This window comes from Bifidobacterium cuniculi, from assembly GCF_000741575.1.
GTDB classification, from domain to species: Bacteria; Actinomycetota; Actinomycetes; order Actinomycetales; family Bifidobacteriaceae; genus Bifidobacterium; species Bifidobacterium cuniculi.
This window is the reverse complement of record NZ_JGYV01000002.1, coordinates 72,765-93,553: the sequence shown is the minus strand read 5'-3', so window position 1 is coordinate 93,553 and position 20,789 is coordinate 72,765. Positions and strand designations below refer to the sequence as shown.

General features: G+C 67.9%; 18 protein-coding genes. 4 read left to right on the top strand and 14 right to left on the bottom strand.

Translation table 11 applies throughout. From position 1 onward, the window contains the following. Positions 1–129: 129 nt before the first annotated feature. The 9 genes from recR to BCUN_RS03900 form a co-directional block, all read right to left on the bottom strand. Complete coding sequence (gene recR, locus BCUN_RS03940) at positions 130–732, bottom strand: recombination mediator RecR (RefSeq protein ID WP_033516759.1); 603 nt, start codon at positions 730–732, stop codon at positions 130–132. A 44-nt stretch (positions 733–776) separates the two neighbouring features. Continuing rightward, positions 777–3,125: a DNA polymerase III subunit gamma and tau gene (locus BCUN_RS03935; protein WP_033516757.1), complete on the bottom strand. Its 2,349-nt coding sequence runs from the start codon at positions 3,123–3,125 to the stop codon at positions 777–779. A 135-nt stretch (positions 3,126–3,260) separates the two neighbouring features. Further along, a complete protein-coding gene (locus BCUN_RS03930) occupies positions 3,261–3,605 on the bottom strand; it encodes an Rv3654c family TadE-like protein (protein ID WP_033516755.1) in 345 nt (114 codons plus the stop codon). 1 nt (position 3,606) lies between these two features. Then, positions 3,607–3,996, bottom strand: coding sequence for a TadE family type IV pilus minor pilin (locus BCUN_RS03925; RefSeq protein ID WP_238552310.1), 390 nt, complete (start codon positions 3,994–3,996; stop codon positions 3,607–3,609). A gap of 8 nt (positions 3,997–4,004) precedes the next feature. Further along, positions 4,005–4,232, bottom strand: coding sequence for a DUF4244 domain-containing protein (locus tag BCUN_RS03920; RefSeq protein WP_338010499.1), 228 nt, complete (start codon positions 4,230–4,232; stop codon positions 4,005–4,007). Between the two features lie 177 nt (positions 4,233–4,409). Beyond that, positions 4,410–4,943 carry a type II secretion system F family protein gene (locus BCUN_RS12180; protein WP_051920709.1) on the bottom strand — a complete coding sequence of 178 codons (534 nt, stop codon included), beginning with the start codon at positions 4,941–4,943 and terminating at the stop codon, positions 4,410–4,412. Further along, complete coding sequence (locus BCUN_RS12175) at positions 4,940–5,563, bottom strand: pilus assembly protein (protein WP_152598140.1); 624 nt, start codon at positions 5,561–5,563, stop codon at positions 4,940–4,942. Before BCUN_RS12175 ends, BCUN_RS12180 begins: the two co-directional genes overlap by 4 nt. Beyond that, positions 5,560–6,627, bottom strand: coding sequence for a TadA family conjugal transfer-associated ATPase (locus tag BCUN_RS03905; RefSeq protein WP_081895509.1), 1,068 nt, complete (start codon positions 6,625–6,627; stop codon positions 5,560–5,562). Before BCUN_RS03905 ends, BCUN_RS12175 begins: the two co-directional genes overlap by 4 nt. Beyond that, complete coding sequence (locus BCUN_RS03900; protein WP_238552309.1) at positions 6,624–7,610, bottom strand: CpaE-like family protein; 987 nt, start codon at positions 7,608–7,610, stop codon at positions 6,624–6,626. Before BCUN_RS03900 ends, BCUN_RS03905 begins: the two co-directional genes overlap by 4 nt. 736 nt (positions 7,611–8,346) lie before the next feature. Between BCUN_RS03900 and BCUN_RS03895 the strand changes: the two genes are divergently transcribed. The 3 genes from BCUN_RS03895 (at position 8,347) to BCUN_RS03885 (ending at position 12,433) form a co-directional block, all read left to right on the top strand. Next, complete coding sequence (locus tag BCUN_RS03895; RefSeq protein WP_033516751.1) at positions 8,347–10,581, top strand: RNA degradosome polyphosphate kinase; 2,235 nt, start codon at positions 8,347–8,349, stop codon at positions 10,579–10,581. Positions 10,582–10,656: 75 nt separating this feature from the next. Next, positions 10,657–11,688: an NUDIX hydrolase gene (locus BCUN_RS03890; protein WP_033516769.1), complete on the top strand. Its 1,032-nt coding sequence runs from the start codon at positions 10,657–10,659 to the stop codon at positions 11,686–11,688. Continuing rightward, positions 11,630–12,433, top strand: coding sequence for a hypothetical protein (locus BCUN_RS03885; RefSeq protein WP_420796465.1), 804 nt, complete (start codon positions 11,630–11,632; stop codon positions 12,431–12,433). Before BCUN_RS03890 ends, BCUN_RS03885 begins: the two co-directional genes overlap by 59 nt. A 9-nt stretch (positions 12,434–12,442) precedes the next feature. Here BCUN_RS03885 and BCUN_RS03880 read toward each other — a convergent pair whose 3' ends face one another. From BCUN_RS03880 to BCUN_RS03870, 3 genes are read right to left on the bottom strand one after another with little or no spacing between them, the layout of a single operon-like run. Further along, positions 12,443–13,345: a carbohydrate ABC transporter permease gene (locus BCUN_RS03880; RefSeq protein WP_152598139.1), complete on the bottom strand. Its 903-nt coding sequence runs from the start codon at positions 13,343–13,345 to the stop codon at positions 12,443–12,445. A gap of 18 nt (positions 13,346–13,363) precedes the next feature. Next, on the bottom strand, positions 13,364–14,308 hold the full coding sequence (locus BCUN_RS03875) for a carbohydrate ABC transporter permease (protein ID WP_051920705.1): 945 nt from the start codon (positions 14,306–14,308) through the stop codon (positions 13,364–13,366). Between the two features lie 9 nt (positions 14,309–14,317). After that, a complete protein-coding gene (locus BCUN_RS03870; RefSeq protein WP_051920703.1) occupies positions 14,318–15,646 on the bottom strand; it encodes an ABC transporter substrate-binding protein in 1,329 nt (442 codons plus the stop codon). 145 nt (positions 15,647–15,791) lie between these two features. On the opposite strand from BCUN_RS03870, the gene BCUN_RS03865 reads away from it, so the two are divergent. Beyond that, on the top strand, positions 15,792–16,673 hold the full coding sequence (locus tag BCUN_RS03865) for an AraC family transcriptional regulator (protein ID WP_051920701.1): 882 nt from the start codon (positions 15,792–15,794) through the stop codon (positions 16,671–16,673). Between the two features lie 85 nt (positions 16,674–16,758). Here the strand turns inward: BCUN_RS03865 and BCUN_RS03860 are convergent, their stop codons facing one another. Both BCUN_RS03860 and BCUN_RS03855 read right to left on the bottom strand, forming a co-directional pair. Continuing rightward, on the bottom strand, positions 16,759–18,213 hold the full coding sequence (locus tag BCUN_RS03860) for an MFS transporter (protein WP_033516745.1): 1,455 nt from the start codon (positions 18,211–18,213) through the stop codon (positions 16,759–16,761). 72 nt (positions 18,214–18,285) lie between these two features. Next, positions 18,286–20,787, bottom strand: a complete 2,502-nt coding sequence (locus BCUN_RS03855) for a beta-galactosidase (protein ID WP_051920697.1) — start codon at positions 20,785–20,787, stop codon at positions 18,286–18,288. Positions 20,788–20,789: the final 2 nt, after the last annotated feature.

The window sequence follows — 20,789 nt, the reverse complement described above, 5'->3', positions numbered from 1 at the left end:
GTGATGCGAGGGGGGCTGCAGATGAGGTCTTGTATGCGTGGGGATTCGGAGGGGAACAGAAATATCACGAAAGATTTCTCCACGGGAGACCTATCACATAGGGGGTGGGCGATTGGGCTCCCTTTTGCCTCAGGCAGGACGCCTCCCTTGCAGGGCACGCGACAGGGTGATCTCGTCGGCGTACTCCAGGTCGCCTCCCACGGGCAGGCCGCTGGCCAGACGCGTCACCTTGACGTCGAGCGGGGTGAGCAGGCGGCTGAGATAGGTGGTGGTGGCTTCGCCCTCGATGTTGGGGTTGAGTGCCACGATGACCTCCTTGACCTCGTCCGTCTCGAGCCGCTTGAGCAGGGAGGCGATGGCCAGGTCGGAGGGGCCCACGTTGGCCATGGGGTTGATGGCGCCGCCGAGCACGTGGTACAGCCCCCGGTACTCGCGGGTGCGTTCGATGCTCATCACGTCCTTGGGTTCCTCCACCACGCAGATGATGCCGCGGTCGCGCCGCGGGTCCGCGCAGATCGGGCACGGCGACGTCTCGCACACGTTGCCGCACACCTCGCAGAAACGCACCTTCGCCTTGACTTCGCTGATCGACTCGACCAGCCGCTGCGCCTCGTCGTCCGGTGCCCCCAGCAGGTAGAAGGCGATGCGCTGCGCTCCCTTGGGGCCGATGCCCGGCAGGGTGGCGAACGCATCGATCAGCCGCTGGATCGCGCCGTCGTATGCCAATGCCATGGGGATTCCCTTTCCTCGCCCGCGCCGTCAGGGACCTGCGGGCGTCAATGCTCGTCGCGCGTCTTGCGCCGGTTGTTGCGTGGATTGTGCGGATCGTCGGCCGCAAAATCCTCAACCCGTTTGACCTCGAATAATTCCTTGACCTCGTCCACGCTCATGGCACCGGAGGACCCGAGGGACTCGTCGCTCATCGAGTACTCGTCCTCGTCGGGGTCGACCTGCGGCGCGGCAGGCCCCGACGCGGGCGTCGGCACCGCCGGGGCCTCTCCCTGGGCATCGGGCGACGGCGCCGGTTCGCTGTGCGACCAGGGGTCGACCTGCACACGCATCTGCGCCTGGTGGCTGGCCGCCTCCTGCTCGATGGAGGCGACCTTGTCGAAGTCGATGTGCACGGGCGCGCTGTCCGGCAGCGCCCAGGGGTCGACCTTCGGGACGGCTCGGTGGTCGGCGGGGCCGTCCTGCGCCGTCGCCGTCTCCGACGAGGAGGACGGGGACGGCTGCGTGGACGCCTCGCGGGGCGTCTGGTGGATGCCCATGGCCGCCTGCAGGCTCTCGCGGGTCAGCTGCGTCTTGATGCGCTGCTGCTGGTCCTCCGGCAGCTTGCCGAACGGCGGCGCGGACTGCCCGTCCGCCATCTGCTCGGTGGGGGCGAGCGCCACGTCGGCGCCGAAGACGCGGTGGACTGCGGCGCGCACGATGTCGACGACATCGCTCTTGCCCTGCACTTCCTCCTTGGCGTGGGCCAGGGCGAAGGCGTACTTGCTCATGGGGGTGTCGAACTTGATCCACAGACGCCCGCGGCCGCTGCGGGCGTCACGGGTGAAGTGCACGCGCGGCACCTTGGTGCGGTCGACGTACTGGGCGACGTCCACGGGCAACGAGGCGACGAGGCCGTCCCACTGTTCGTCCGGCGCAGCCGGGATGGCGGTGGCGGAGGACGGCGTGGCCGGCCATGCCGTCCCACCGTCCTGCTGCCCCGGGGCTCCCGGTGCGGCGACGCCGGCAGACGCGGGCGATGCCGGCTGCGCAGGCACGGCAGCCGGCCGTGGGGACGCGGCTTCGGCACTCTCGGGGGCCGGCGAGACACCGGCCGACGGCCATGCTGCAGCATCCGGCTGTGCCGTGGGCCGTGGTGCCGGATGCCCGCCTTGCCCGGCCGGCGCAGCCTGGCCGGCTTCGGCGGTCTTGCGGGCAGCGGACCCGATGAAGCCTCCCTGATGCTGCCGGCCTGCGCCTTCCTGCCCCGCCGGAACCTGCGGCCCTGCGGCAGCCTGGGCGGGCGCATAGTTCGTCTCGCGTCCGGCGAGCAGCTTGGCGGCCATGAGTTCGAGGCGCATGCGCGGCGAGATCGCCCCTGCCATGGTCATAAGCGTGTCGTCCATGATCTGGGCCATCGCCGACAGCGAGGTCAGGCCCAGGGCATGTGCCTGCTCGCGCAGGTGGTCCATGTCCTGCGCCTCGTCCTCGCTCAGGGCTCGCTCGACCCGGTCACCTCCCAGGGTGAGCACCAGCAGGTCGCGGGTGCGGGCCAGCAGGTCCTCGACGAAGCGGCGTGCGTCGAAGCCGCCGACGATGACCTTCTGCACCACTTCGTAGAAGGCGGCGCCGTCATGGGCGATGACGGCGTCGACGGCCTCGCCGATGAGCACGTCCGGCGTGAATCCGAGCAGGGCGACCGCGGCATCGTAGGTGATGGTCCCGTCCACTGCGCCGACCATGAGCTGGTCGAGCACGGAGAGGGTGTCGCGTACGGAGCCGCCGCCGGCACGCATGGCGAGCTTGAGTACGCCCGGCTGCGCGGTGACGCCTTCCTTGGCGCAGATCTCCTCCAGGTAGGGTCCCATGATCTCCTCGGGGACCAGACGGAAGGGGTAGTGATGGGTGCGCGACCGGATGGTGCCGATCACCTTGTCCGGCTCCGTGGTGGCGAAGATGAACATGACGTGCTCGGGCGGCTCCTCCACGATCTTGAGCAGCGCGTTGAAGCCCTGCTGGGTGACCATGTGAGCCTCGTCGAGGATGAAGATCTTGTAGCGGTCGCGGGCGGGGGCGAAGCCGGCGCGTTCGCGCAGCTCGCGGGCATCGTCCACGCCGTTGTGGCTGGCGGCGTCGATCTCGACCACGTCGATGGAACCCGGACCGCCGGCGGCCAGGTCCTTGCAGCTGGGGCACACGCCGCAGGGCTGCGAGGTGGGCCCCTCGGCACAGTTCACACACCGTGCCAGGATGCGTGCCGAACTGGTCTTGCCGCAGCCCCTGGGCCCCGAGAACAGGTAGGCGTGGGTCAGCCGGTGTTCGTCGAGTGCCCGCATGAGGGGCTGCGTGACCTGGTCCTGGCCGATCACGCCCGCGAAGGTGTCCGGACGGTACCGTCGATACAACGCTAATGCCATAATGTCCCGTCTCCTCGGTGTGTGGCGCCGTCAGCGCCCCATGTCTGCTACTAAAATACAGCGTCCGTCATCCAATCGGTAAGCCTGCGGCGCATGCATCGCACCATGCCGGCGACGCGCTCGCGTGTTGGGCCGTCACGCGCATTCCCGCGGACCGGCACGGGCGTGTTTCGCGACGGTCGGGACCATGGGCACGCCCGTGTCCATGCGCACCAGGACCTGCACGTCGTCGCCGTCCACCTCGCAGGAGTCCACGTTCGTGCCGTTGGCCTCGCCCACCGTCACGGCCACGGCGCAGGGAGCGGACGAGGATTCCCACAGTGCCTGTGCCCCGGCCAGGGCGGCCAGGTCAGCCGCGGACTGCGCCTGCGCCTGGCGGACGACCAGGGCGCCGCCCATGGCGAGTGCTGACAGCAGCAGCGCGGCGGCCGCCACCAGGCCGGCGCCCGCCATCGTCGCGGAGCCCTCGTCGTCCCGCATGTCACTCCTCCTGGTCCACGCCGATGGCGGTGGCGACCACGCTGGCCGGCAGCACGCCCATGGGGTCGGACACCACCTTGCATCGCACCTCCACACGGACCCGGCCGTCCGCGCGCACGATGTCCACCTGGCTCACCGACGGTGCGGACTGCATGGCAACGTCACGCAGGGAGGCGTCCGGCCCCTGTACCACGGCGGCACGGGCCGCGTTGGAGGCCGCGTCCTGGCATTCCAGCTGGACCACGCAGGCGCGGACCGAATACAGCAGCAGGGCGACCACGAGGATCACGGCGGGCATGACGACTGCGAACTCGGCGGTCACCGCCCCCGGGTCCGCACCGGCGCACCATGCGCGCAGTCGCCCCGCACCGCGGCGGAGCCGAACGACCACGGCCCGCATCACACATTCAGCGCTTTCTTCACGATGTTCGTGAGCAGGGTCTTGACCGCGTCGGACTTGAGCAGCGCGACGAGCACGGCCGCGAAACCGGTGGCCGCCACCAGCACCACCGCGTACTCGGCGGTCGCCGCGCCTTCCTCAGGTTCCCGGGCGAGCGTGCGCCAGCGTGCGTCCAGCATGACCAAGGCACGCCTCATGCGCGTCATCCGCGTCTCCGCGGGCGCCATGAGCCCAATCGTGCCGATCCCATCGTCTTTGATGACCATATCCTTGCCGACCATCGTCGTCTCCTTTCCATGGTTCACGTTGGTCCGTGCCCCGGTGCCGGGGCACCCTTCCACTGTGCCGCGCGGGCGGCCTCCGTGTCGAGGCGGCGGGACCGATGTGGTCGGACGCCCCAGCCCTCATCCCTGGGTGAACGAGATGATGGCAGGCACGACCCCGACGCACAGGAACGCCGGCAGGAAACACAGTCCCGTGGGCAGCAGCAGGCCCACCGAGAGCCGTGAGGCCGCCCGCTCGATCCGCATGCGCTCACGGGTGTCCGCCAGTTCCAGGGCGGCCTCCAACTGGCCGACCGCGCCCGCCCCGTCAGTCCACGAACGGCGCAAGGTGTCCCGCAGCAGCGCCATCGCCTCACCCTCCCCCACGTCCCAGGCGTCCTCCCACGGCACGCCGCGGTCCAGCGCCTGCGCCACCCGCGCGCAACGCTCCCCCAAGTGCGGCGAACAGGCGCCGCCCACTGCCTCGAGGGCGCGCGGAATCGACGAGCCCTGTTCCAGGGCGGCGCGCACCAGCTCCAGCATCAGGGCCACAGTCGGGTTCCACGTGAAACAACCGTCACGGCTCTCCTCACCCGTACGTCCCGGCCGGCCGGTCGCCGCCAGCACGCACGCCGTCATACACCATGCCGCCAATACGGCCCAGATGCCGCTCATGACCCGCTCGCCCGCATGAGCCGGCGCATCCATACCACACCGGATGCGTAGCAGCCCATGCCGAGCACCAGCAGCAGGGCACCCTGCCAGGAGCCGAACAGCACGCGCAGGGGATGCGCACCCATGAGCTCCCCCAGCACCAGCACGACCACCGGCAGCCCCAGCAGCAGCCTCATCGTCGAAGCCGGCACCGCGAACGCGTTGCGGCGCAAGTCCTCGCGAAGCCTCATCCGCGCAGCGCTCGCTCGCACCGCCTCCACGCAACGGGCCAGCGGGCAGCCCAGCATGCGGCTCACCAACACCGCCGCACGCAGGCCATGCGCCACCTCGTCCACCTCCGCTCCGGTCTCCTCGTCCAGACGGCAACGCCGCAGGCGCTCGCGCACCACGTCGACGTCGAGGTCGCCGTCCACGTCGTCCAGCCCCTCCCCCAAGTGCCGCTCCAGGGCCTGGTGCGTTCCCGCGCCGGCCTTGAGCGAGGCAGCCACCAGGGCCAGGGTCACCGCCAGCCCGCGGCGGGGCGTCGGCTTGGCGGACGGCACGCCGGCGGGATCGCGTCCGTGCACGGGCCATGCCGCCACCGCCAGGGCGCAGGCCAGCGCAGCCATCCCCGCGCTCATGGACCCACCCGCGCCCATTGACCGGCGAAGCGCTCCCAGGCTTCCCCGGCCACGCCCAGCCCCGCGCCGTTCCAGCGGATCGCCACCCGTCCGCGCAGCCGGCCGTCCTCGCCGGCCAGCACCCCCAACTGCACCAGTCGACGCACGCCAGGCAACCGCTCCACATGGAGCACCACGTCGAAGGCGCCGGCGGCGAGCGTGGCGAGCGTCGCCGGCTCCACCCCCGCCAGGAGCCCCAGGGAAGTCAGGCGGGCCGGCACTTGCCATACGCCGTTCGCATGGAGCGTGGTCAGCGATCCACGGTGCCCGGAGTTGAGTGCGCGCAGCACGTCGACGATCTCCTCGCCACGGCATTCACCCACCACCACGCGGTCGGGCCTCATGCGCAGCGTCGCCTTGACGAGTTCCGGCAGGCCCACCTCGCCGGCCCCCTCCACGTTGGCGGCGCGCGTCACCAGGGACACGACGTGCGGGTGGGGCACGCAAGCCAGTTCGCGCGTCTCCTCGACGGTCACGATGCGGTCGGCGGGATCCGCGCATGCCAGGAGCGCCTTGAGCAGGGTGGTCTTGCCCGCGCCGGTGCCGCCGGTAATGAGGATGTTGGCGCGGCGACGTACCAGGCAGGCGAGCATCGGCACCCATTCGCGCGGGCACAGGCCGCCGGCGGCCAATGCGCCGAGGTCGGCTGCGACAATGTCGGGGAAGCGGATGGACAGGGCGGCCCCCTGCGGCACGATCGGTGCGATGACGGCGTGGATGCGCGTGCCGTCGGGTGCGCCGGCGTCGGCGATGGGCCGCGCCTCGTCGAGCCGGCATTGCAGCTGTGCGCACAGGCGCACCGCGAGGTCGCGCAGGACGGCCGGGTCGGACAGCGGAATGGCGGTGGCTGCGCGTTCCATGCCGCGACCGCGGTCGGCCCAGACGGCGCCGTCGCAGGTGACGGTGAGGTCGGTCACGCGCGAGTCGGCGGCCAGCTGGGCCAACGGCCCGAAGTCGAGTGCCGCCTGTCGCCGTCGCCGTCCGCGGACCGGCAGCGGGACGCCGAGGGCACGTCCCGCGCTCACGGCTGCCTCCGCTGTTCCACGGCGTCGAGCACGGCCTGGGCGGCCTGGTCGACGACGCGCGCCATGCGTCGGGGCACCTTGCGGATGCCGAGTCCTTCGAGCACGTCCGCGGCGATCGTGCGGTCGGGATGCAGCGGGCCGGTGACCGCCGTCCCCAGATGCTCCCTTGCCTCCTGCACGGACACGACTCCCTTGCCGCGCACCGCGCCGAGGGGTTCGGCCCCCACCACGGCCACCACCTGCCCGGCGCTGGCGGCGACGGGTTTGGGTCCTTCGCCGATGCCGGGCGGCTGCGTGCGTCGCTCCACGCTGTCCTGGGCGATGCGTTCGAGCCATTCGACGTGGGTTCGGGCGCGCGCCAGGCCGAGGACGGACAGCTGGGCGACCACGAGGTGGCTTGCCTCGATGAGCGCGGGCACCTGGTCGAGCATGGCGCCGCGGCCTGCGTCCACGACGACGATGTCGTGGAGGTCGGCCAGGGCCTGCAGGGCCGCCTGGATCTCGAACCAGGCCGGCGTGTCGCCCTGCCACGGGTTGAAGGCGAGCACGCCGACGCCGTCCCAGCGCGGCAACTGGTGTGCCAGGGCGGCGCCGTTGAGCTGGCCGAGCGGTGCGTGGATGCCGTGCCAGCGCAGCCCGCGGTCCTGTTCCAGTCCGAGGAGCACGTCGAGGCCACCGGCGGCCGTCGCCAGGTCGGCGTCCACCAGGGCCACCGACTGTGATCGGCCTGCCAGACGGCGGGCGAGGATGGCGGCGAAGGTAGAGGTGCCTGCCCCGCCGCTGGCGCTGGAGCAGGTGACGACGTTGCGTCCCGTCACCTCCACCTGGGTGACGGGACGGAGGGCCTGCGCAAGGGTGCCGGCGCTGACGTGCGGCGAGCGGGGCACGTAGAAGCGGTCGGGACGCACCTGCCGTCTCCCCTGCCGTTCCGTGGCGGGACGGACGGTGCGACCGGCGGGAATCAAGGATGTTGCAATGTTCATGCCATGGGATTCAAGCCCCTTTGCCAGCCCTGCCGCAACATTGCCGGCCTCGTGTGGTCGGACGACCCACTTCATTCCCCGGGCGAACACGGCCATGGGTTGGTGGTTCACGTTTTTCGGGGTCGTGGAATCGTGCGCTCCTTGGCGGCGCACAACTCGAGTTGTGCGCCGCCAAGGAGCGCACGATTCCACGACCCCGAAAAACCGTGAACCACCAACCCACCAACGGACCCCAGACACAAAAAGGAGGACCCCACCTTCCGGTGGGGTCCTCCTTCCAAGTTCAACTCAGGCAGAAACTCTGCACAACCTCCTCGTTGCAACGGTAAGTCTTTCCAATACCCGCCCAACGTAATAATCTTGCGGATCATACTCTATTTGTGGGTCTGCTCTTCAGTTGTCCTTGTACTTGACCATTATGCTCAATTCCGGCGCCGACGCAAGCCGACAGATGTCCGACCAGCGAAATGTTCGTTTTGTGCGGTCAGGTGAGCGTTTCCTCGCCCAACGCAACATCGGGACGGGCGTTTTTGTGCGCAAAAAGCCGCCTCTTTGTTCAGATGAACACGCACGTCGGCGTGTCGAAAAACCGCCGCCCGGCCACCGGCTCCCCTGCACCCAGCTCGGTGCACTACAATACGCACCGCTCCGTGGCAATCCTCGGGCGGATAAAATTTACAGAATTTTTTCCTCATTTTCAGTGATTTCCCGGACTTCACCCCCTAAAGTAGAGTGCATGACACAGATTTTTGACGCACCTTCGAAGGCGATCCTGCGCAGCCAGATTGCCGAACACATCGCGGAGACCGACAAGAACGACAAGCGGGAGACGCTCACCGGCGAGCAGCCCCTGCCCGAGGACCGCTTCTTCGACCGTGAGCTCAGCTGGCTCAAGTTCAACAAGCGTGTGCTCGAACTCGCCCAGGACGAGACCATTCCGATCATCGAACGCGCCACCTTCGCCGCGATCTTCGCCAGCAACCTCGACGAGTTCTTCATGGTCCGCGTCGCCGGCCTCAAGCGCCGCATCGACACGGGCATCGCCGTGACCAGCCCGTCGGGCCTCAGCCCGCGCCAGCAGATGCGCGCCATCAGCGAGCAGGCGCACAAGCTGCAGGACGAGCACGCCCACTACGTGGTCGACCACATCCTGCCGGACCTCGCCAAGGAGAACATCACGCTGCTCGGCTGGGACAAGCTGTCCATCTCCGAGCAGGAGCGCCTCGCACGCTACTTCCGCCAGCAGGTCTACCCCGTGCTCACGCCGCTCGCCGTGGACCCGGCCCACCCCTTCCCGTACATCTCCGGCAACTCCATCAACCTGGCGGTGCTCGTGGAGAACCCGGCTTCCGGCAAGTCGCACTTCGCCCGCGTGAAGATCCCGGACAACCTCAACCGCCTGGTGCCCGTCGCCGACATGACCGAAGACGACTCCCAGGAAGTGCGCTACGGCTTCATCACCATGGAGAACCTCATCATCGCGCACCTCGAGTCGCTCTTCCCGGGCATGATCATCAAGGAGGCGCGCTCCTTCCGCGTCACCCGCAACGAGGACATCGAGGTCGAGGAGGACGACGCCGAGAACCTGCTCAACGCCATCGAGAAGGAGCTGCTGCGCCGCCGCTTCGGACCGCCGATCCGCCTGGAGATCTCCGACGAGACCTCGCCGTTCCTCTCCCAGCTGCTCGCCGACCAGATGGGCGTGAGCGCCGACGAAGTATACCGGCTGCCGGCGCCGCTCGACGCGACCGTGCTCTTCGAACTCGGCGGCATCGACCGGCCCGACCTGAAGTTCCGCCCCTTCGTGCCCACCACGAACCGGCAGATCGCCGAAGTCGAGTCGAGCCGCGCGCAGGACATCTTCGCCGCGATCCGCGAGCGCGACATCCTGCTGCACCACCCCTACGACTCCTTCTCCACCTCCGTGCAGGCCTTCCTCGCGCAGGCCGCCGCCGACCCGAAGGTGCTCGCCATCAAGCAGACGCTGTACCGCACGTCGAGCAACTCGCCGATCATCGACGCGCTCATCGACGCCGCGCACGCCGGCAAGCAGGTGCTGGCGCTCGTGGAGCTCAAGGCGCGCTTCGACGAGGACGCGAACATCGCGTGGGCGCGCAAGCTCGAACGCGCCGGCGTGCACGTGGTCTACGGCATCGTGGGCCTCAAGACCCACTGCAAGCTCTCGCTGGTGGTGCGCCAGGAAGCCGACGGACTCAAGCGCTACTGCCACGTGGGCACCGGCAACTACAACCCGAAGACCGCCCGCCAGTACACCGACCTGGGCCTGCTGACCTGCGACCCGGTGGTCGGCCAGGACATGACGAGGCTGTTCAACCAGCTGTCCGGCTACGCGCCGAAGTCGAGCTTCCACCGCCTGCTGGTGGCGCCGCGCACCGTGCGCAGCGGCCTGATCCAGCGCATCCGCCGCGAGGAGGACGCCGCACGCGCCGGCAAGGAGGCATGGATCAAGATCAAGGTCAACTCGATCGTGGACGAGAAGACCATCGACGCGCTCTACCGCGCCAGCCAGGCGGGCGTGAAGATCGACATCGTCGAGCGCGGCATCTGCTCGCTCAAGCCCGGCGTGCCCGGCCTGAGCGAGAACATCCGCGTGCGTTCCATCCTCGGCCGCTTCCTGGAGCACAGCCGCATCTACGCCTTCGCCAACTCCGACGGCCCGCAGATCGGCGAAGGCCCCATCGCCGGCCCGGAAGTGTGGATCGGTTCCGCCGACCTCATGCACCGCAACCTCGACCGGCGCGTGGAGGCCTTGGTGCGCATCACCGCACCCGAGCAGATCGACGAGCTGATCAACTACATCGACCTGCAGATGGCAGACACCACCTCGAGCTGGCACATGGAGCCCGACGGCACCTACGTGCGCCACTCGAAGGACGCCGAGGGCCGCCCGCTGGTGGACAGCCAGGAGTACCTGATCCGCAAGCACCAGCGTCGCCCCAAGCACAGCTGAACCCCTTCCCCGACCGGGTGCCCGCTTTAATCCCGGGAACGACACCCCACGGCACCACACACTACAATGGGCGCCATGAGCAGCAAACGCATCGTCGAGGCGGCCGGCGGCATCCTCTACCGCCACAACGAACACACCGGGCAAGTCGAGGTCTGCGTGGTGCACCGTCCCAAGTACGACGACTGGAGCTGGCCGAAGGGCAAGCTCGAGGCGAACGAGTCGCACCGCCACGCCGCGGTGCGCGAGATCGGCGAGGAGACCGGCCACGACGTCCAGCTGGGTGCCTGGCTCGGCGACGTCGAATACCCGCTGGCCGCCGAGGGACGCAAGGCCCGCCACAAGGTCGCCGGCGACGGCACGGTCAAGCACGTCGCCTACTGGATGGCCACCCTCCTCGACCGTGCACACGCGCGTCTCCTCGCCCCCGCCTTCGGCCCCGTCCACCGCGCCGACGCCGACGAGATCAACGGCGTCGTCTGGCTCACCATCGACCAGGCGCGCAAGAAGCTCACCCACTCCACCGACCGCGACATCCTCGCGCTCTTCGTCGACCGCCTCGAGGAAGGCGCCGACCATGCCGCCACCCTCCTGCTGGTGCGCCACGCCAAGGCGGAGTCGCGCAAACAGTGGAAGGGCACCGACGCCGCGCGCCCCATCACCCCCAACGGCGCGGTGGCCGCCTACGCGCTCGACCGCGAACTCGCCTGCTACGCCCCCACCCGGCTCGCCAGCTCGCCGTGGGTGCGCTGCCAGCAGACCATGGAAATGCTCAGCTGGCAGACCGGCATGACCGTCCACCTCGTCGACCAGCTCACCGAGGACGCCTTCGCCGCCGACCCGCAGGCAGCCTGGGACACCTTCGCCACACTCATCGACGACGCGCTCGACGGCGGCACCACCGGCGCCGTATGCATGCACCGGCCCGTCATCGGCGGCATGTTCGAACACCTGCGGCCGATGTGCGCCACCAAGACGCTGGCCAAGACCCTCATCGCGAAGACGCCGTACATGCCGACCGGCAACGCGCTGGCGATCCTGTTCATCCGCGATGCCGACGGCGCGCCGCGCATCATCGACATCCAGAAAGTGGCCCCCATTGTCTACTAACACGCACTACGGCTCCGGCTCCGTCATCCCCAGCCGCTCCGCCTTCACCCACACCGGCTCGCCGCGGCCCAGCCGCCCCGGCCAGCTCGACCCGGCCATCGCCGAGGGCATCGCCGGCGGCACCGACCCCGAGCAGGTGCGCGAGATGGCGCATGCCACCGCCTGGGCATTGCTCAGCCACGTCCACGAGACCGACGACCCGCAGGTCGTGCAGCGCGTGCTCACGCTGGTGGACCGTGAAGGCGTCGACACCATCGCTGAGCTGTGGAGCCGCGCAGAGCCGGACACGCTGCCCGGCGTCCTGTGGCGACTCTACCTGCTGCGTACCTGGATGCGACGGCAGGACGACGCGCTGGCGCAGCTGTGGCGGCTCGGCGAGCCGATCGCCACCGCCGCGAGCGCCATCGCCGGCGTGGACAGCGCACCCACCGACGAGGACATCGCACGCACCGCCGACTCCATCCTGACCGGCGCCTTCACGGGCGACTTCGCCGTGGCGCTGGACCGTGCCGCGACCTTCGTGGACGTCGTCGTGCTGGGCCTGCGCGTGGAAGCGAAGCGACTGTCCGCGCAGGCGCAGTCCATGCGGCAGACCGCCGCGACGGACACGGAGGCGGTCGCCGCGGAGGCCAAGCGGCTGCACACCCAGGCGGCGCGCCTGCTGCACACGGGCGCAAACCTGCAGACCACCGCCCATGACCTGCGCGAGGGCGCGCACCTGTGGAGGCGCGGGCAGCTGGAGTAGGATTCCCGCCTACCCCTTGATCCCGCTCGACGTGGACCCCTGCACCAGCTGCTTCTGGAACACAGCGAAGATGAGGATGGACGGCACCAGCGAGACGCAGCACATGGCGATCATGGCGCCGTAGTCCGAGGTGGTGCCCGGATCGGTGAACAGCTTGAGGGCCAAGGACGCCGGATACCATTCGGTGTCCGACACGTACATGAGCGCGGAAAGGAAGTCGTCCCAGCGCCACATGAACGAGAAGATCGTGGCGGTCACCACGGCGGGCTTGACCAGCGGCAGGATCACGCGGAAGAAGATGCCGTAGTAGGAGCAACCGTCGAGTTTGGCGGCCTCGTCGAAGGAGCGTGGGATGTCATTCATGAAACTCATGAACAGGTAGACGAAGAAACCCTGGATGGCGAACCAGTACGGCACGATCAGCGGCAGGTAGGAGTTCGTCCAGCCGAGCCGTTCGTACCATAGGTATTGCGGCACGAGCAGCACTTGCGCGGGCAGCATCATGGTGCCCAGGACCAACACGAACAGCAGCTTGCGGCCGCGGAAACGCAGCCGGCTCAGGGCGTACGCGACGATCGCCGACGACAGCACGGTGCCGACGGTGGCCAGCGCGGAGATGATGAGCGAGTTGACCAGGAACCGCCAGAACGGCACCCCGGAGAAGCCCTTCATGCCGTTGGTGTAGTTGGCCAGGGTCCACTGGCGTGGAATGAGCTGGCCGGCGGTGGAGAACACCTGGTCGGTGGGCTTGAAGGAGCTGAAGACCATCCAGATGATCGGGTAGAGCATGAGCAGCGACGACGCCACCATGAGAATGTAGTAGGCCAGGCGCGCCAAACGCGAGCTCGGCCTGCGCACGGGTGCGAGCAGTTCCTTCGGTGCCGCCGCCTTCCGGCGGTGCGATCGGGTCATCGACATGCCCTTCCCCTCTCATCGGTCCGGGTCGTAGACCCAGAAACGTTTGGTCACGAACAGGATGCCGGTCATCACGCCGATCACCAGGAGCATCACCCACGCCATGGCGGAGGCGTAGCCCGCCTGGTAGTAGGTGAAGGCGGTGTCGTACATGTACACCATGGTGAACAGCGTGCTGTTGAGCGGCTTGCCCTGCGTGATGATGTAGCACTGCGTGAAGGCCAGGAAGCCGCTGATGGCCTGCATGACGAGGTTGAAGAAGATGGTGGGCGTGAGCAGCGGCAGCGTGATGGTGCGGAACTGCCGCCATGCGCCGGCGCCGTCCATGCTCGCCGCCTCGTACAGGTCGCCCGGTATCTGCTTGATGGCCGCCAGGAAGACGATCATGGCGGAGCCGAACTGCCACACGGACAGCGCGATGAGCGTCCAGATGGCCGTGGCCGGCGAACCGAGCCAGGAGAAGTGCGACTCGATGCCGAACATGCCGAGCACCGCGTTGATGACGCCGTCCTGCGCGAACATGCGCCGCCAGAGCACGGCGACGGCGACGGAACCGCCGAGGATGGAGGGCATGTAGAACGCTACCCTGAAGAAGCCGGTCAGCGGCGTGGGACGCGCCAGCAGCATGGCGACCGCGAGCGCGAAGGCCAGCCTGAGCGGCACGGAGACGAGCGCGAACATGACGGTGACGCCGAGCGACTGCCAGAAGAGCGGGTCGCCGGTGAGCAGCGTGACATAGTTGCGCGCGCCGACCCAGACGGGGCCCGACACGATGCTGTAGTCGGTGAAGGAGTAGTAGAGCGACAGCACCATGGGGATGAGCAGGAACATGGTGAAGCCGATGATGAAGGGCAGCGCGCAGACGACGCCGGCCGTCGACTCGCGTTCGAGGAAGGCGCGCAGGCGGCCGGCCGTGCGCGCGTCGCCGCCGTCCGCGGCGCTGGTGGTGATGCGTTCCATGGACTCCCCTTACTGGTTGAAGACGCCGCCGGCCTGGTCGATGAACCGTTCGGCCGCCTGCGCCGCGTCGATCCTGCGGTAGAGCAGCTGCTCCTGGATGGACGGCATGATGGCGGCGTTGATCTTGACGGCCTTGGCCGGGGCTGGCGGGTTGATGGTGGAGCTCGCCGGCGTCACCACGTCCTGTACGAAGGCGATGGATTCCAGGTCGTCGGCGCTCAGGTCGCCGGAAATCCGCTCCACCATGGTCTCGTTGGCGGGCATGCCGCGGTCGACGCCCATGATCTGGTTCGCGCGCTCGTCGTTGAGGTAGAAGTCGATCCATTGCGCGGCCAGCCGCGGGTTGGCGCAGTCGCGGCTGATGGCGAAGTACTGGGCCGGGTGCACGTAGTTGGAGCGGGACACGTCGTCCGAGGGCCAGGGCGCCAGCGCCAGGTCGTCGCCGTTGGTCACGAGGGACTGCATGCCGCCCAGGGAGTTCGACCAGCCGAAGGCGCACCAGGAGCGGTGGGCGTTGTCCGCGTAGGAGACCAGCGGGTCCTGGTTCATGACGCTCAGGTTGATCTCCGTGAAGATGGTCGGGTCGAGGTGCCAGCCCTCCTCGATGCCGTCCTGGAACATGGCGAAGTATGGTTCCACGGCGGCCGGGTCCTGCACGGCGAGGCCCTCCTGCGAGTAGAGGGTCGCGCCGTCGGCGCGCAGCAGGTATTCCAGCACGTTCGCGTCGCGGTAGTACCCGGCGTTGGTCTTCGTGCCGGTGCGTTCGTACACCTGCCGGCAGATGTCCGTGAAGTCGTCGAGGGTCCAGTCGTCGGGCACCTCGATGCCCACGGAATCCAGCAGGGTACGGTCGTAAATCACGGCGGGCGCGTTCACACCCGAGCTCATGGCGTAGATGCCACCGTCGGCCACCATGCCGGTGTCGAGGACCGCGTCGGGCACGTCGGCCACGTCGATGGTGCCGTCGTCGATGTACGGGGTGAGGTCCTGGATGAGGCCGTTGCCGACGTACTGGTTGAGGTAGGGCAGGTCCATGGCCACGATGTCGGGCATCTGGTGGCCGGCGGCCCCGGTGGCGAGTTTCTGCCAGTAGTCGCCGTACTGGGAGAACTGGCCGTCGATGTTCACCCCTTCGTGTTCCTGCAGGAACAGGTCGTCCACCTGCTTCTGCTTGTCGTTGCGTCCCTGGGAGCCCCACCAGGCGATGGTGAGGGATTGTGCCTGTGCATCGTTGGAGTCTTGGCCCCCGCAGGCGGCGCATGCGGCGGCCAGGGCCAGTGCGGCGCATGCGGCAGCCGTGCGCCTGGCCCATGGTGCAAATCGTGGTGCAAGCTTCATTGCCCACCCCTTTCTCTTGCATGTCCCGTGACATCACTCGGCCATCCCTTGGCCGTGTCCATGTCCCGCTCACCGATACCTTGCATTGTATGGGCCATGCCCCATGCCTGCAAAGCGGCCGGGCTCGCATGGTACGCTGAATGCCATGCCCGACACGCGCACACCGGTCTTCGTGAGCACCATGACGAACGACCGTTTCGAGGTATTCCATTCCTTCGTCCATGTGGAGGACGGCCTGCGACTGCACACCCACGACCATTACGAGATCAACTGCGTGCTCGACGGCACCGCCGCGTTCCATGTGGACGACCGTCTGGTCGAGACGCGTCCCGGGTCGGTCATCATGATCAACCCCGGCGTCGTGCACAACGTGGTCCGACAGACCACGCCACGCTACGAGCGCGTCTACCTGCACATCACCCCGCGGTTCCTGCAGGCGGTCTCCACGCCGAACACGGACCTGGAACGCTGCTTCCGCACCGCCGACGGCGTGCCGACAAACCGTGTGCTCGCCATGCAGGTCGCACAGTTGCACGAGACGCTCGACCCGTTGCTGCATGCCCCGACCGCCGCGTACGGCGAGGACCTGCGCCATGAGCGTCAACTGGTCGACGCCATGATCCGCTTCAACGAGCTGGCCATGGCCGGCACGGACATGCAGCCCCTGCCCAAGATGAACGTCGCGTATTCGCCAACGGTCGCGCGAGCCATGCGCTACATCGATGAGCATATCGGCGAGGACCTGTGCCTGGACGCCATCGCCGCATACTGCGCGACGAACAAGTTCTCCCTGTCGCGTGACTTCAAGCGCGAGCTGGGTACCACGCCTGCCCGTTTCGTGCAGTCGCGCCGGCTGCAGCGCAGCAGGCGGCTGCTGCCCCAGCTGGGATCTCCCAAACTCATCTACCGTATGTGCGGCTTCAAGTCGTACACGCATTTCCTGCGCAGCTTCCAGCAGGAGTTCGGCATGACTACCGGCGAGTTCCTCGAGTGGAGCCGAACACCTGCCGACAGACGTGAGGCGTAGTCCCGGCATCTTCTTCGCTTATGGATATGGATAGGTCCTGCGGCGAGGCCCCAAGGGGCCGCGCCGCAGGACTGGACGTCACGCGTCAGGCCGCGTGGTTGATTTCCTTGAGCTTGGCGCTGATCTCGTCGGTCTTCTTCTTGCTCAGCGGGTAGAGGAAGATCAGGATGAGGGCGCCGAGGGCCAGCAGGATGCCAGGCAGCAGGGTGGAGGACATGTACAGGCCGTCGAGCACCTGCTGGGACTGCGCGGTGTTGCCGGATGTGGTGGCCTTGTAGCCGACCACGGCGAGCAGGGAGCCGGTGATGATGCCCATGAGGGACTGTGCGACCTTGCGGCCGAACATGTTCACGGAGAAGACGGTGCCGTCCTCACGCTGGCCGCTGGCGTACTGATGGTAGTCGACCACGTCGCCCATGAAGGCCCAGACCATCACGTTGAAGGCGGAGAAGCACAGGGTGGCCAGGAAAGTGAGCACCAGGTACACCCAGGCGTTGGTGGGGTGCACGAAGTAGATCACCAGGTAGATGACGGCGGCGCACAGCAGCATGGTGGAGACCGCCTCCTTCTTGCCGAAGCGCTTGGTGGCCTTGCGGGCGACCGGCGCGAGCAGCAGCGTAGTGGCGTAGTTGAACAGCAGCGCGATGGACAGCGCCTGCGTGTTGTTGAACACGGAGGTGTACATGTATGAGGTCATGAAGCTGATGATGCTGGTGGCGCACACGATGACGATCTCGGCGAGCAGGAAGGTGAGCAGCGCGCGGTTGTGGAAGAGGGCCTTGAGCAGCTCCTTGGCGGGCACGTTCTCCTGCTTGTCCACGATGACGCGTTCGGTGGTCAGGCGATACATAAGCTCCATGAGGACCATGGCGATGACGCAGCAGACGATGGTGCAGATAAAGAGGGTGTTGCCCTGGAGGACCTTGTTGCCCTGCGCGTCGGTGGTGTAGACGATGAGCGGCAGCACGAAGCCGACGCCGCCGGCGCCGAAGGCGGAGCCGATGTTGCGGAACACGCTCAGCGTGGTGCGGTCATCGGGGTCGGCGCTCAGCGTGGCGGCCATGGAACCGTAGGGCATGTTGTAGCAGGACAGCATCGCGGCGTAGCAGAAGGCGGCCACGAACAGGTAGACCACACGGCCGCCCATGGGGATGCCGGCCACGAAGGGACACATGCACATGAGGATCGTGACGGCCAAGGGCCACTTCATCACATGGACCCACGGGTGGAAGCGTCCCTTCTTGCCGAGCTTGGCCTTGTCGACCATGCGGCCGGCAGTCACGTCGGTGAAGGCACCGACGATGGTGGTGAAGGTCAGGATGATGCCGACCATGGCCGGGTCGATGCCCAGTACGTTCGTGTAGAAGATCGACTGGAAGGACGCGAGCACGCCCATCATCATGGTGGTGCCGAAGTCACCGAGCGCATAGCCGATCTTGTCCTTGATGCCGAAGGGCATCACCTTGCCGCCGTTGAGGCGTTCGGCCAGGCCCTCCGCGTTCTCTTCCGCGAAATCGTATTCCGCCAATGACGAAGACATTGGATTCTCCTTTGAATTCTTCCTTGCTTTCCTGGTTATTGTGGGTTGGGGGGGGGGGTGACCCGCCTCGCCTCACCGCGCAAAACGCAGCATGAGGCACTCGTACGGGCCAAGTTCAAGGGTGCCGGCAGGCACGGGCTTGCCGTCCATGTCGATCGCGGGCGCCATCACCTCCACGGTGGCGGGCTCGCCGGCCATGTTGGCGATGTGGAAGTCGACCGCCCCGTCGTTCTCGCGGCGGAACCGCAACGTGGCGCCCGAGGTGCGCACCCAGCGCAGGTCATCGTCGTAGGGGGCGATCTCGTGGGCCACGATCGCGTCCCAGAAGGCGCTGCCGTCTGGCTCGGCCGGAATGCCGCCGAGGTAGACGGCGCCGTCGCGCACCGCCACGGCCGTGCGGCCGTCGGCCACGTCGCTGGTCACGTCCAGGTAGTCCACGGTCCGCTCCGCGCCGAACATGGTCACCAGGCCGCCGAGCGCGTCCCCGCGGTCGCCGGCGCGCACCACGGCCTGCGTGCGCGGGTCGGCGGACAGGTACTGGACCACGCGGCCCACGCCCATCCACTCGCCCAGTTCTCCCAGGCCGTTGCCGTCGTCGGTCTGCCAGGTCATGTCCGCCGTGCGATCGCCGGTCATCGGGCCGAACACCAGCTTGCCACCGGCTTCGGCGTACGCCTTGCACTTGGCCAGCAACTGCGGGGAGACGTGACGCAGGAAGGGTACGACGACGCAGCGGTAGCCGGAGAAGTCGGCGTTCTCGTTGACCAGCTCAGGGGTGACGCCGCGCGCGGAGAGCGCATGGTAGAAGTCGGTGACCATCGTCTTGTAGTCGTAGATGCCGCCGGACTCCACCAGCGTCGCGCGGCGCGACTCATCCGAGTACACCATGGCGACGCTCGAACGCGCGACCGTCGTCTCCTTGAGGAAGGGCAGCTGGCGGCCCAGCAGGCGGCGGGACTCCAGCACGTCGCCGTAGCCGATGTCCGGCGTGCCGGCGGCGGTCACCACCGCGCCGTGCGGCTGCTCGACGCCGTACTTCTGGCCACGGTAGAGCCAGTAGAGGAAGGACTTCAGGCCGGCCGCGTAGCCGAGGAAGACCTCGGTCTGAAGGAAGCCGGTGGGATGCGGCAGCATGTAGTTGCCGGTGTAGCCGACGTGCGCGGAGCAGGTCTCCAGCAGCAGCACGTCGTCGTTGTCCATCACGTTGCGCCACAGGGCCAGGTTCATTGGGAACATCCACGGCGTCAACGAGTTCGGGTAGGTGTCGAAGCCGACCATGTCCAGCTGGTCGAACAGGTCGTAGTTCTCCAGGTTGAAGTTGGTCGAGGTGTTGTGGGTCAGCGGCACGCCCACCGTCTCGATGAGGATCTGCGCCATGCCCGACGCGAACTCGGTGAGCGTGTCCGCGGTGAAGGTGCGGAAGGCGAAGTCCAGCGCGGAGTTGTGCGCGAAAGGCGTCGGCACGGGCATCACCACGTCGGCGAAGGAGTCGTAGCGCTCGCTCCAGATGTCGGTGCCCCAGCGCGCGTTGAGCGTCTCGATGTCGCCGTAGTGCGCCTGCAGCCACTGCGGCCAGCGGCGTGCGCAGGTCTCGCACACGCATTCGTCGACGTGGCACTTGAACTCGTTGTCCAGCTGGATGGCCACGACGTTCGGGTAATGGGCGGCGACCTCGCCGATGCGTCGGGTCAGCTGGTACGCCTTGCGGCGGTAGTCGGCGTTGTTCGTGCACACGTGCTGCCTCGAACCGTGCGACTGCGGCGTGCCGTCGGGCGCGACGATGCACGACTTCGGGTAGGCCAGGGTGAACCAGCGCGGCGGGGTGGGCGTGGGGATGCCCAGCACCACCTTCAGGCCGCGGGCACGGTAACGCTCGAGCAGTCCCTCGAGGTAGCCCATGTCGTAGTGGCCCTCCTCGGGCTCCAGGCGGCTCCAGAAGAACTCGCCGATGCGCACGGCGTTCATGCCGATGTCGCGCGCATGGTTCATGTCCTCGGCGTTGGTCTCCTCGCTCCACACCTCCGGATACATGGACGCGCCGTACATCGGTTCCTCCACGCGGGGCACGGCCAGGTAGCGGCGCTGGATCCAGCGCGCCACGAAGGCGGTGAGCATGCCGGTGGCCGCGTCCGAGAGACGACGGCCGCCCTCGACGGGTTCGAGCATGGGTGCGCGGTCCGTCTCATAGGTACGCATGTACCAGGCCATGGCGTAGGAGAACAGGTCGAGCACGCGCAGGCGACGTTCGCGTGCCACGTCGAGCACGGCCACGTCTGCGGCGGTGCGGTACGCCACGTCGGGGATGTCCGAGCGGAAAAGGGGCAGGCGGGTGGCGAGCGCGAGGCGGGCGCCGGCGGCGGCGCACCGGTCGGCGCCGGCGCGCAGGCCGTCCGCGTCCGCGGAGTCCATGGCGATGACGATGTCCCCGGCGCCAAGCTCCAAGGTGGAGAAACGTTCGGGGGTGAGCGTCTCGCAGCCGATCCTGCCGTCACCCGCACAGCTGCGCAGCTGTGCCACGAGCTGGCTGTCGGACAGCGGCAGGGATGCGCAGTCCGTAACAACGACAATGTTCATTT

What these genes read in the sequence shown, in the direction of transcription:
- recR (WP_033516759.1), bottom strand. Translation starts at nt 732, where the DNA reads ATGGCATTGGCATACGACGGCGCGATCCAGCGGCTGATCGATGCGTTC.
- BCUN_RS03935 (WP_033516757.1), bottom strand. Translation starts at nt 3,125, where the DNA reads ATGGCATTAGCGTTGTATCGACGGTACCGTCCGGACACCTTCGCGGGC.
- BCUN_RS03930 (WP_033516755.1), bottom strand. Translation starts at nt 3,605, where the DNA reads ATGCGGGACGACGAGGGCTCCGCGACGATGGCGGGCGCCGGCCTGGTG.
- BCUN_RS03920 (WP_338010499.1), bottom strand. Translation starts at nt 4,232, where the DNA reads ATGGCGCCCGCGGAGACGCGGATGACGCGCATGAGGCGTGCCTTGGTC.
- BCUN_RS12180 (WP_051920709.1), bottom strand. Translation starts at nt 4,943, where the DNA reads ATGAGCGGCATCTGGGCCGTATTGGCGGCATGGTGTATGACGGCGTGC.
- BCUN_RS12175 (WP_152598140.1), bottom strand. Translation starts at nt 5,563, where the DNA reads ATGAGCGCGGGGATGGCTGCGCTGGCCTGCGCCCTGGCGGTGGCGGCA.
- BCUN_RS03900 (WP_238552309.1), bottom strand. Translation starts at nt 7,610, where the DNA reads ATGAACATTGCAACATCCTTGATTCCCGCCGGTCGCACCGTCCGTCCC.
- BCUN_RS03895 (WP_033516751.1), top strand. Translation starts at nt 8,347, where the DNA reads ATGACACAGATTTTTGACGCACCTTCGAAGGCGATCCTGCGCAGCCAG.
- BCUN_RS03890 (WP_033516769.1), top strand. Translation starts at nt 10,657, where the DNA reads ATGAGCAGCAAACGCATCGTCGAGGCGGCCGGCGGCATCCTCTACCGC.
- BCUN_RS03885 (WP_420796465.1), top strand. Translation starts at nt 11,630, where the DNA reads ATGCCGACGGCGCGCCGCGCATCATCGACATCCAGAAAGTGGCCCCCA.
- BCUN_RS03880 (WP_152598139.1), bottom strand. Translation starts at nt 13,345, where the DNA reads ATGACCCGATCGCACCGCCGGAAGGCGGCGGCACCGAAGGAACTGCTC.
- BCUN_RS03875 (WP_051920705.1), bottom strand. Translation starts at nt 14,308, where the DNA reads ATGGAACGCATCACCACCAGCGCCGCGGACGGCGGCGACGCGCGCACG.
- BCUN_RS03870 (WP_051920703.1), bottom strand. Translation starts at nt 15,646, where the DNA reads ATGAAGCTTGCACCACGATTTGCACCATGGGCCAGGCGCACGGCTGCC.
- BCUN_RS03865 (WP_051920701.1), top strand. Translation starts at nt 15,792, where the DNA reads ATGCCCGACACGCGCACACCGGTCTTCGTGAGCACCATGACGAACGAC.
- BCUN_RS03860 (WP_033516745.1), bottom strand. Translation starts at nt 18,213, where the DNA reads ATGTCTTCGTCATTGGCGGAATACGATTTCGCGGAAGAGAACGCGGAG.
- BCUN_RS03855 (WP_051920697.1), bottom strand. Translation starts at nt 20,787, where the DNA reads ATGAACATTGTCGTTGTTACGGACTGCGCATCCCTGCCGCTGTCCGAC.